Raw genomic sequence first — 11,446 nt, 5'->3', positions numbered from 1 at the left:
ACACACCGCCGCGCAGGGCGCATCGGTGCAGTGCATGCAGGCGACCGAGATGGATTTCTCACCGAGCTGGCCATCGAGCAAGGTAATCACCCGCCGGCGGTTGACGCCCCAGGGGACCTCGTGCTCGTTCTTGCACGCGGTTACGCAGGCGTTGCATTCGATGCAGCGCTCCGCATCGCAAAGGAATTTCATTCTAGCCATGACTTGATTTCCTCACTCTCACCATTTCCATCCACAAAAGCGACGGAACAGGCGAGTTCAATTCCAGATTCCCGTGAACACAGGTTCCGCATTACGCCGGTCTGATCTGGCAGAGCGTCGTCTTGGTCTCCTGCATCATGGTGACGATGTCGTACCCGTACGTCCACGCGGTGTTGCAAGCCTCGCCGCGCACATGCGGAGCGCATCCTTGCGGATACTTTTCCAGTAGATCCTCGCCCTGAAACCAGCCGCCGAAATGGAACGGCGTCCACACCGTGCCGCGACCCACCCGCGGCGTGATCATGGCCTTGATGCTGATGCGTCCGCCCTCCGGGCCTTCCAGCCATACCGTCTGGCCATCGCGGATGCCGCGGTCGTTGGCGTCCGCTACATTGATCTCCACGAACATGTCCTGCTGCAGCTCCGCCAGCCACGGATTGGAGCGCGTTTCCTCGCCGCCGCCCTCGTACTCCACCAGTCGCCCACTGGAGAAGATCAGCGGATAGTCCCTGGAATAGTCTTTTGCCTGGATCGAGGCGTATCGCGTGGGCAGGCGCATGAAGATCTTGCGATCCGCCACGGTCTTGTAGGCTGGCAACAAGTCGCGCCGCGGCGTGTAAAGTGGCTCGCGGTGCACCGGCACCGGATCGGGGAAGTCCCATACGATGGCCCGTGCCTTACTGTTGCCGAACGGCGCGCAACCGTGTTTGATGGCGACTCGCTGGATACCGCCGGAAAGATCGGTCTTCCAGCTCACCGCGTCCAGATTGCCGGCACTATGTGCCTCCGTCATCGCCATGCCACCCCCGGTAGCCGCTTGATCCGTCGTGACGCCAGCGACAGTGTGAATGACCGCCAGCTCGTCGCCAGTCAGGTCCCTGGCCCATCCCAACTGACGCAGCATGGCGTAAGTAAACTCCGGATGACCGTCTTCGATTTCCCCGCCGACTGGGTATGAGCCATCAGCCAGCAGGCTTTGGCCTTTGTACTCCACCCCGAAGTCCGCGCGGAAATTCAGCCCACCTTTCGCCACCGGCAGGCTGGTGTCGTAGAGCACATGGGTGCCGGGATGCTTCATCTCCGGCGTGCCCCAGCAAGGCCACGGCAGCCCATAAAAGTCGCCGTCGCAAGGGCCGCCATGAGCACGCAAGGTGGTGGTATCGAAGGTGTGCTTGTTCTTCATGTGCAGCTTGAGCCGCTCGGGCTCTGCCCCGTATAGCCGATGGTCCAGGCGCCGCGATTGATCTCTCGCAAGGTATCGTCCATCGACGGCACGCCGTCAGGTATCCTGATGTGCTTGAACATGGGTTCGGCAAAGCCTAGCTTCTTAGCGAACAGATACAGAATTTCGTGATCGGCCTTGGACTCGAAAATCGGGTCGATAATCTGCTCCCGCCACTGTATCGAGCGATTGGAGGAGGTCACCGAACCTTCACACTCCATCTGCGTGGCGGTGGGTAGCAGGTAGGTGTTGTTCTTGCGATCTGACATGACCGCCATGTGCGTGGGATACGGATCCGAAATGACGACCAGCCCCACCTGCTCCAGCGCTTTTTTCATCTCCACGCCACGTGTCAGGCTGTTGACCGCGTGGCCCTGGAAGAAGATGGCGCGAAAGTTCGAATTTTGCGTGACGTTTGCCGGGTCCTCGAGGACTCCGTCGATCCATCGCGAGACCGGGATACCGGGCAATTCCATCAGCGGGAGCTTGCTGCCCATACCATCAGGATACCGCGCGTCGTCGAAGCGAGACTTCAGGTACTCATAGTCTAAATCCCAGACTCGCGCCCAGTGCCGCCAGGCATCCTCGGTCAGGCCGTAATAGGCTGGCAGCGAGTGGCGTTCGGACCCACGTCGGTGGCGCCCTGCACGTTGTCGTGACCGCGAAAAACGTTGGCGCCGCCGCCGGATACGCCGATGTTACCCAGTGCCAGTTGTAGCACACAGTAGGCGCGGGTGTTGTTGATGCCCGTGTGGTGCTGCGTGCCGCCCATGCACCAGATCAACGATCCCGGCCGGTTTTCCGCCAGGGTTTTGGCGACCTGATACAGCTCAGCCTCTGGGACCTCGGTCACTTTCTCGACCTCGTTGGGCGTCCACTTCTTCACCTCCTTGCGGATTTCCTCCATGCCGAAGACGCGCTCGCTGATGTACTTCTTGTCTTCCCAGCCATTTTCGAACACATGCCACAAAATGCCCCATACCAGCGCCACGTCGGTGCCGGAGCGGAACCGCACGAACTGGTCGGCGTGCGCCGCCGTGCGTGTGAAACGCGGATCGCACACGATCATCTTGGCGCCGTTTTCCTTGCCTCTGAGCACATGCTGCATCGCAACCGGATGCGCCTCGGCGGCGTTGCTGCCCAGGAAGATCATCGACTTGCAGTTGTGCATGTCGTTGTAGGAGTTGGTCATGGCGCCATAACCCCAGGTATTCGCGACCCCATCCACGGTGGTGGAGTGACAGATGCGCGCCTGGTGGTCAACGTTATTGGAACCCCACAACGCCATGAACTTGCGCTGGAGATAAGACCCCTCGTTGCTGGCCTTGGACGAGCCGCAAAAGAACAGCGCGTCCGGCCCGTGCTGTTTGCGTAGCTCGAGTAATTGATCGCCGATCTCATCCACGGCCTGATCCCACGTGATCCGCTTCCACTTGCCATCCACGAGCTTCATGGGATATTTCAGCCGTCGCTCTCCGTGTCCATGCTCACGCAACGAAGCGCCCTTGGCGCAGTGCGAGCCCAGGTTCAATGGCGAGTCGAAATCCGGTTCCTGGCCCGTCCACACCCCGTTCTGGACTTCGGCAATGACGCCGCAGCCCACCGAGCAGTGGGTACACACGGAACGCCGGATTATGGTCTTGACACCCTCCTTGGGGGCGCTTTCGTTCGTGGCCTCGGCACGTCGCATCATCGAAAACGGCAGGGGGCCGACAAGCGCACCGCCGCCGATGGCGAGTCCCGAGCGGCGCAGGAAGGTGCGCCGATCGATGCTGTCGCCGGTAGCACCCAATATCGATGGATCCACCGACGCATCCGGCGCTGCGGAAGCCGGGATCGTGTTTCGCTTTCTGATCAATTTCATCGCTGCGCTCCTGACTATTCAATGGAGGCAAGAGACAAAGAGCGGAATCGAGAGTGATCTAAAATCGCGCTTTGTCGTAATACGCGCGGATGTGCGCGGTTTCGCGGTAGCCCTGCTTGAGGGGCGGTGAGGCGTCCGGCGAGGCCTTAGTCTCAGCCTCGGCAAGGGTCTTGTCGGCGATGCCGCCAACCGCGAACGCGCTGCCTGCGGCCACTGTCAGCTTCAGGAAATCGCGACGGCGCTCGAAGCCAAGCGTCTTGAGGTCCTGGCGCAGCGCGGCAAGCGGTCGCTCCATGAGAAAGCCGGTGAGATACCACGAGGCGTACGGCATAAGCTCGCCACGCCCGATGCCCATAAATAGTTCGTGAAACTCATCGTTCAATGCCGACTCATTTGACTCAGTGGCCGCGGCTTTGAGCGCGTGCCAGCCCGTGGCCAACGGGGTGTCCGGCGAGTGACCGGTCTCATCGGATACCGCGTCGCCGATTTGGCGCAGGCGATTGAGCAAGTCCGCCCCAGGCGGCGCCGCGAGCAAGGCGCCCATTAAGCTGTAGACGCGCGCTCGCTGCATGTCCTCGTCAGACGGCGTTCGCGGTCCGGACGCACCCGCCTGGCTGTCTTCCGCTGGTATCGATTGCATCATCTGTTCATCACTTTCATATTTCAGCGGCAAGCTACGGTGGACCGGGTTTACTATAAACTTCTGGTGTCAGATCGTGGCTGAACATGTCCCTGGTGCGGCAGATTTCGCACATCTTAAGGCGCCTTAAAGCCTGCGGGTCCTGAAACATCCAGTGGTTCTTGAGCCTGGCCGTCATGGTCTCCATCATGCGCCTGGTGGCGAACGGTTTGCCGCATTCGACGCAGCAGAATGGTTGCTCCTCGTTGAGCGTCCGGCGCTTGGTGCGCACCTCCGGATCGTAAACGATGCGCGGAACCAGGGTGATCGCGTCCTCGGGACAGGCTATCTCACACAGCCCGCATTGCACACAGTTCCACTCGATGAAGCTTAAGGTAGGTGCATCGCCGCCGGCGATCAAAGCCGACGCCGGACAAACGGAGGTGCAGGCCATGCACAAGGTGCAGGCTTCACGATCGACCACGACGTCTCCGAACGGCGCGCCCGCAGGTAGCGCGGCCGAGGCGGCAGGCGTGAGCGTCTGCTCGTGCAAGTGATCCAAAGCCATGCGCAAGGTGTTGCGCTTCTCGTTGTGCGTGGCGAAATCAGCAGGCGTTTTCGGCGTGCTGCCCCCCAAGGTGCCAAGGGCGACTAGCAACGCTTCGTCAGTCTCCGGTTCCACCAGGCGCACGCGCTGTCCATCGTAGCCCATGCCCTGCAGCAGCGCGCTCGCCACGCCAAGCTGCTGCCGCATCTCATGCAGCACCTTGGGCGGTGTAAGCCGCGTAGCCAACAACAGCACCTGACTCGCGCCGTATGCCAACGACGCGAGCCATGCGTCCAGACCAACCGCGCCGACCTCCTCGACGTGCGCCGGGATTACGCTCTCCGGCATGCGCCGACCAACTCGGTCGACTCGTTCGCGCCCCTGCTCGCAATCGTGGAACAACAATGAGGCCTCGTGGCCGCCCGCCGCCCGATAGGCTTTAAGCGCCTGCCTGATGCTCTCCAGGAGATCGCTGGCATGCGGGTATGCGTAGGTAATCGCACCGGTCGGACAGGCCGTGGCGCAGACCCCGCCGCCCTGACACAAATACGGATCGACTCGAATCAGTTCTTTTAGCGAGCCGATGGCGTTCGTGGGACAGGCATCCAGGCAACGGGTGCAACCTTGAATGCCGCTTCGGCCATGCGCGCAGATGTCCGCGTTGTAATCGAAGTACTTGGGCTTCTCGAACTCGCCCACCAGCCCGGGCAGCTCGGCCAAGGCCTTAACAGACGCCCGCGGATCGTCGCCGGGCGCGTAATAGCCGGGCGGCGGAATCTCATACTGGATCAGGGCGGGGACACCGAGATCCAGCACCAGGTCGAACTCGAGCCGCTTACGGCCGAGCAGCCGCGAGAGGTTGGCCTCGCCCACGAAAGCTTCGAAGCGGCCGAGATGGCCGTTTATGCGCGTGGGCGCGGCACAGACGATCGGCAATCCCTGCAATGCGGCTGCCTTTGGAGGGAGCGGCGCCTGATCCACGGCATCGGTGATCGCCAGAGTGCAATCGAGTGCTTTCTTGAGCAATTCCACCACCCCGGTTACGCGCGCCCGCGGCCCGATAATCAACAGCGAACCGGCGGATTCGTAGCCTACCGCCGCCGTCGGTTGCGTCCGGCCGCTTTGCAGAGCACGCATCGCGGCTGCGCGAGCTTGACCATCGGCGGACGCGTCGGGCAAGGCTGAAGCGCCAGCCCACGTCACGTTCGCCGGTTCCTGCATGCTAGGGGCTTCGCTCATGATCAAAGCGGGTTTTTCCTCGCGATCTCTGATTCCTCATTGCCTGCCGGGTGCTCCGCGGCGTCCTCGTCAGAACTTTCAGGGACCATTGCCAATGCGGCGACCGCACCCTGAGCCGATTCCTGGTTTGGATACACCGCTAGCTCATCGACCGCCGGTTCGTTCAATGCCTGATTCAGTTTGTGCCTAGCGGCCCGCTCGATCTGATGGCGCATGTCGGCCGTGATCGTGTCCCCCAGCGGCTCGAACTTTGTGAAATCGCCGGCATGACAATCCAGCTTGTCCCGGACATTGAATTTCGGTTGGTGAAACAGCTTGCGCAATGCCTGACGCCTCGATTCCGCGCTGACTTTCGACGACATGAAGCCGCTGTAGTCGCTGTTTTCGTCCAGAGTCTCCAGCGGCGGCAGATCGGCATCGGTTATGTCCGCGACTGCATCCCGATCTTCCGCGCCGGGCGAACTTGGCAGGTCTTCTGCCTCCGGTGCGGCTTCGAGTTCATGCCTATCGGAGGTCTCAGCGACATCCTGCTCGGACGGTGAGCGACGTTTACGCCGCGACCATCGATTCAGGAAACTCATCGGCGCGGGTGGATCGTCGCCGGAGCACTTAGGGCTGGTCATGGTCAACTCCCCACTTGCGACGCATGCGTTTCTTAGGCTCCTGGGGCTCGTAGTTCTGCAGGACATAATCCTCCAGCCAGCGGTAGACCTCGGGCGGCATGGGCGTGGCGAATACTTTTGTACCCGTCTCCATGAAAGCCGCCGCTTCGTCATATTTGGCGCTGACCATTAACGGCGCCATTTCGTGACCATCGCGCGCGGTGCAGACCACAAACAGGGACGGCTGCTTGCCCACCAGATTGTACCAGTAGGATTCGGCGCTATCCTTGTAGAGCGAGAGATGAAAACCGCTCCACAGGTATTGGCGGTGCTGCCCGTCGCTGTGCACCAGCGCGCACTTCGGTTCAGCTTCAGCGAACGCCTGGCCGGCCACCGCACCCACCACTCGCCAGTCGATGAATGACCAGCGCCCCCGCTGCATCGGACACCGTTCCAGAATGATCGATATGGCGATCCGCGCGGGCGCAAATGCATTTTCGAGTGAGGACTTCATGTGTGTTCGCCGAACCAGGGAAGGTGCGATCTAGCAGAGTTTCCTCGGGAGCATACCGGCGCGTAAGTGTCCGCGCCTATGCTCTTGAGGGAACCCGGAAGACAGATTAAGACAACGCTCCAGTAGAGTGTTGTCCCGCCGACTGCATTGCCCCACGTATGGCGAGCCCTGGACGCCCAGGTGGGGCGCCGACCGTGGAGCGTCTAATGTAATGATGCTAATGCTACGTTAAATTATGAACCCGCCTCGCCCGTTTTGCCAATCGCGCGCAGGTATTTTTTGCATCGCCATCGACGGCGCCAGTGACACAATCACTCGACCGTCACGGATTTGGCGAGGTTGCGAGGCTGGTCGACATCCGTGCCCTTGAGCACCGCCGTATGGTAGGCGAGCAGTTGCAGCGGCACGGTGAACAGGATGGGCGCGATGGTCTCGTCGGCGGGCACGATCTCCAGCACGTGCATGCCTGAGGTCGGTTTCACGTGCGCATCCGCGTCCGCGAAGACATAAAGTTCGCCGCCGCGGGAGCGCACCTCTTCGAGATTGGAGCGGAGTTTTTCCAGCAACTCGTTATTGGGTGCGACCGCAATCACCGGCATGTCCGCATCGATCAGCGCCAGCGGACCGTGCTTCAACTCGCCGGCGGCATAAGCCTCCGCGTGAATATACGAAATTTCTTTAAGCTTCAGAGCGCCCTCCATGGCGACCGGGTAATGCGACCCGCGCCCAAGAAACAGCGCGTGTCGCTTGTCGACGAAGTCTTCGGCCAGTCGCGCGATATCGCCATCCAGCCGCAGCACGGCTTCGATTAGTAAGGGCAGTTGCCGCAGTTGCTCGACCATGGAGGCTTCCGTTGAGATGTCCAGCGCGTGACGACGGCCGACGAGTATCGCCACCAACAGCAGGGCGGTCAGCTGGGTGGTGAACGCCTTGGTGCTCGCCACGCCGATCTCCGCGCCCGCACGCGTCATCAGCACCAGTTCAGACTCGCGCACGAGCGAGCTTTCCGGCACGTTGCAGATCGCGAGCGCGCCGACGTATTGGTGCTGCGCTTTCGCCAGGCTCAGCGCCGCCAGGGTATCGGCGGTCTCGCCGGATTGCGAGATGGTGATGAACAGCGTGCCGGGCAAAACCACGTGTTTGCGATAACGGAATTCGCTTGCGATTTCGACTTGGCACGGTATACCGGCCAGTCCCTCGAACCAGGCTCGCGCCACCAGTCCGGCATGAAAGCTCGTCCCGCAGGCGACGATTTGAATGGCCCGCACCTTCGTCAGAATGCGATCCGCGGCCGGTCCCAGGATATTCTCCAGCACCCGGCTATCCGCCACGCGCCCCTCCAGCGTGTTCGCGACAGCTTGCGGCTGCTCGTAAATCTCCTTGAGCATGAAGTGCCGGAAGGCGCCGCGTTCGGCGCTGGTCGCAGACAGCTCCGACTGCTTCACCTCGCGCGTGACAACCGCGCCAGCGTGATCGTAGATCGTAGCCGCATCCAGCCGCAGGTCCGCAAGATCGCCATTTTCCAGATAAACAAAGCGCTGCGTGACGGGCAACAGCGCCTGAATGTCCGAAGCAATGAAATGCTCACCCAGGCCGATGCCGATCACCAGCGGACTGCCATTGCGGGCCGCGATCAGGGTTCCCGGATCGTGGCAGTCAAGCACGCCGATCGCATAGGCGCCGCGCATTTCGGCAACCGTCAGCTTGACCGCCGCCAGCAGATCGTGGCCGGCCTTGATATGGCGCATTACCTGGTGGGCAATGACTTCGGTATCGGTCTGCGAGGTAAAGCGGAAACCCGCCGCCTCCTGGCGCTGCTTGAGTCCGGCGTGGTTTTCGATGATGCCGTTATGAACTACGGCGATCCTGCCATCGCATATATGCGGATGCGCATTGACTTCCGCGGGCGCGCCATGCGTGGCCCAGCGCGTGTGCGCCATGCCGAGACGGCCCTCAAGCGGCGTAGCATGCAGCGCCGCCTCCAGTTCGGCCACCTTGCCGACCTTTCGTATCCGCCGCAGCCCATGCTCATTCACCACCACCATGCCGGCGGAGTCGTAACCGCGGTATTCGAGGCGCTTGAGCCCCTCCAGCAGAATGGGCGCGACGTTGCGTTCCGCGATTGCGCCGACAATGCCACACATCAGGGTGTCCCGGCTTTCTTCGGACGTTGCCAGCCCTTGACGACGGTCTGGCGCACCCGCGACAACGTGAGCGCGCGGGCCGGCGCGTCCTTGGTGATCGTCGAACCCGCGCCGATGGTGGCGCCGTCGCCGACCGAAACCGGCGCCACCAGTTGAGTGTCGGAACCGATGAAAACGTCGTTGCCGATCTGCGTGCGATGCTTGTGCGCGCCGTCGTAATTGCACACGATAGTGCCCGCGCCGACATTGGTGCCCGCGCCCATCGCGGTGTCGCCGATATAACTCAGATGATTGATCTTGCTGCCGGCGCCGATCTCGGAGGCCTTGAGTTCGACGAAGTTGCCCACTCGCGCCTTGCCCGACAGCGACGTGTGCGGCCTGATGCGCGCGAACGGGCCGACCTTGCAATCCGCACCTATGTGGGCTTGCTCGATCACGCAGTTGGGCAGGATAGTCGTGTGTGCGCCTATGGCCGTGTCGCGGATGACGCAGTTAGCACCCACCTTGACACCCTCCCCCAGCTTTACTTCACCTTCGAAAATCACGTTGACGTCCACTGTCACGTCACAACCCGCGGTGACCTGCCCGCGTATATCCAGTCGCGCTGGGTCGAGCACGGTCACGCCCTGACGCATGAACTCTGCGGCCAGCCGGCGCTGATAGGCGCGCTCGACGATGGCAAGCTGGCATTTGTCGTTGACGCCCATCACTTCGTCCGGATCGGCGCATTCTTCGGCGCGCACCCGCCCGCCGGATTCGACGGCGAGCCGTATACAGTCCGTCAGGTAATATTCGCCCTGGGAATTGTCGGCGCGGATTTGCGGCAGCCAGCGCTGAAGATCATGCGCGCGCGCGGCCAGGATGCCCGTGTTGATCTCGCGCACCGCGCGCTCGGCGGGGCTCGCATCGTGTTCCTCGACGATTACGCGCACCTGTTCATTGTCATCGCGGATGATCCTGCCGTAGCCGCGTGGGTCGGCAAGCCGCGCGCTGAGCAGCGAAATCGCGTGATCGGTCAGCGTCGGCAGCATCCGTTGCAGGGTGACTTGCGAGATTAGTGGCACATCGCCGTACAACACCAGCACTGTGGCGTTTGTATCGATGCCAGGCAAGGCCTGCGCGACGGCGTGACCCGTGCCGAGGCGCTTTGCCTGAAGACACCAGTGCAGCTCCGCGTCCGGGAGACTTTGCCGGATCGTGTCCCCGCCATGGCCGTAAACGATACTGATCGAGTCTGGCGCCAGTTTTTTTGCTTGGTCCACCACGTGCCAGAGCATCGGTTTGCCGCCGACGGGTTGCAGCACCTTCGGCATCCGGCTGCGCATACGCTTACCGTGACCCGCCGCCAGAATGATTATGGCCAGACTCATAAATGGAAACGAATTTGAATTCTCTCGCGCATTGTGGGCCAGAACCGGTCGCGCACGATACACCCGCACGAAAAAAGGCAGCCCAAGGCTGCCTTCTCTAGAAATTCTAACCGCAAGTCGCGCTCAGCGACGCTTGCGCAGATGTTCAATCACTCGCAACTGCGCGGCCGCCTCCGCCAGCCAAGCCTGTGCGGTAGCGTAATCGATATCCGAACTCTTGTCAGCCAGCGCATCTTCCGCGCGTTTCTTCGCTTCCTGCGCCTGCGACTCGTCTATGTCCTTGGCGCGCAGCGCGGTGTCGGAAAGCACGGTCACCACATGCGGCTGCACCTCCAGGATGCCGCCGGAGACATAGAAAAACTGATCGTCCTGGCCTGACGTGCGCAGCTGCACCTCGCCCGGCCTGAGCCGCGCGAGCAACTGCGCATGCCCCGGCATGATGCCGACGGCGCCCAGCTCTGACGGCGCGATTACCATTTCTGCCTCACCGGAGAAGATTTCTGCTTCCGCACTAACGATATCAACCTGCATGGTCGCCATACTAAGCTACTCCGTTGTAAGCCATCCGTGGCGCATGATCACGGCCCGGCCATCCCTGGCTGGTCGCGCGCGGGCGAATAGCATTGCTTCGTGAATTACCCGCGCGCCCTCGGCACTAACTTGAACGCTATTGGTCATACCCGCGCTAAACTAGATCTTCGACAACGAATCGCTCGTAACGCCGCATGGACATCGGCTTCTCGGACGCCAACAGTCTGACGACACGATGCGCTTCGTGCTCCGTTGGGCAGTACACCGCGAGGAACCCCGCGCCCTGTTGCGCCCATTTGAGATCGTCTGCCCAAAAAGTGGCGTCTGAACCAAAGTGTCGCGTAATCCTTTGCTGGACACGCTTGATCAAGGTCGCGTTTTTTGTGCCCTTCTCGATATCGGCGATAATGTATTCACTTGGCACGGCATCGACCTCGTCCTCGCTATAACCTGCCGAAAGCATGATCTCGCTGGCGCGCTTGGCGGTCTCATACGAATCGAACACGGCGATGATGAAATTCGTCGGATAGAAAATGCCGAACCGGGTGTCATGGCCCTTGAAAAGGCTACGCCCGATGAAAGTAGGTTCTTGC

General features: G+C 61.4%; 9 protein-coding genes and 1 pseudogene. All 10 read right to left on the bottom strand.

Annotated features, from left to right (window positions below; genetic code table 11):
• Positions 1-201: formate dehydrogenase (locus H0V34_15250; protein MBA2492972.1), on the bottom strand; the 201-nt coding region annotated here is incomplete at its 3' end.
• A 91-nt stretch (positions 202-292) separates the two neighbouring features.
• Positions 293-3,287 (bottom strand): annotated as a pseudogene (locus tag H0V34_15245) (formate dehydrogenase subunit alpha).
• A gap of 58 nt (positions 3,288-3,345) precedes the next feature.
• Complete coding sequence (locus H0V34_15240) at positions 3,346-3,858, bottom strand: molecular chaperone TorD family protein (GenBank protein MBA2492971.1); 513 nt, start codon at positions 3,856-3,858, stop codon at positions 3,346-3,348.
• Positions 3,859-3,961: 103 nt separating this feature from the next.
• Entirely contained in the window at positions 3,962-5,692 is a 1,731-nt protein-coding gene (locus tag H0V34_15235) for a 4Fe-4S binding protein (GenBank protein ID MBA2492970.1), read from the bottom strand.
• A gap of 2 nt (positions 5,693-5,694) precedes the next feature.
• The gene (locus tag H0V34_15230) at positions 5,695-6,315 is read right to left on the bottom strand and encodes a DUF3306 domain-containing protein (protein ID MBA2492969.1); all 621 of its coding nucleotides are present in this window, start codon (positions 6,313-6,315) and stop codon (positions 5,695-5,697) included.
• Positions 6,302-6,808, bottom strand: a complete 507-nt coding sequence (locus H0V34_15225; GenBank protein MBA2492968.1) for a DUF3305 domain-containing protein — start codon at positions 6,806-6,808, stop codon at positions 6,302-6,304. The genes H0V34_15230 and H0V34_15225 overlap by 14 nt, the downstream gene beginning before the upstream one ends.
• Before the next feature lie 311 nt (positions 6,809-7,119).
• Positions 7,120-8,952, bottom strand: coding sequence for a glutamine--fructose-6-phosphate transaminase (isomerizing) (gene glmS, locus H0V34_15220; protein MBA2492967.1), 1,833 nt, complete (start codon positions 8,950-8,952; stop codon positions 7,120-7,122).
• Positions 8,952-10,322 carry a bifunctional UDP-N-acetylglucosamine diphosphorylase/glucosamine-1-phosphate N-acetyltransferase GlmU gene (glmU, locus tag H0V34_15215; protein ID MBA2492966.1) on the bottom strand — a complete coding sequence of 457 codons (1,371 nt, stop codon included), beginning with the start codon at positions 10,320-10,322 and terminating at the stop codon, positions 8,952-8,954. The genes glmS and glmU overlap by 1 nt, the downstream gene beginning before the upstream one ends.
• 123 nt (positions 10,323-10,445) lie before the next feature.
• Positions 10,446-10,862 (bottom strand): F0F1 ATP synthase subunit epsilon, encoded by a 417-nt coding sequence (locus tag H0V34_15210; protein ID MBA2492965.1) that lies wholly within the window; start codon positions 10,860-10,862, stop codon positions 10,446-10,448.
• Positions 10,863-11,007: 145 nt separating this feature from the next.
• Positions 11,008-11,446 (bottom strand): hypothetical protein (locus H0V34_15205; protein ID MBA2492964.1); only part of this gene is annotated, 439 nt, incomplete at its 5' end.

This window comes from Gammaproteobacteria bacterium, assembly GCA_013696315.1.
In the GTDB taxonomy this organism is placed as follows: domain Bacteria; phylum Pseudomonadota; class Gammaproteobacteria; order JACCYU01; family JACCYU01; genus JACCYU01.
Note: the sequence above shows the minus strand (reverse complement) of the source record. Positions and strands in the feature narration are given on the sequence as shown.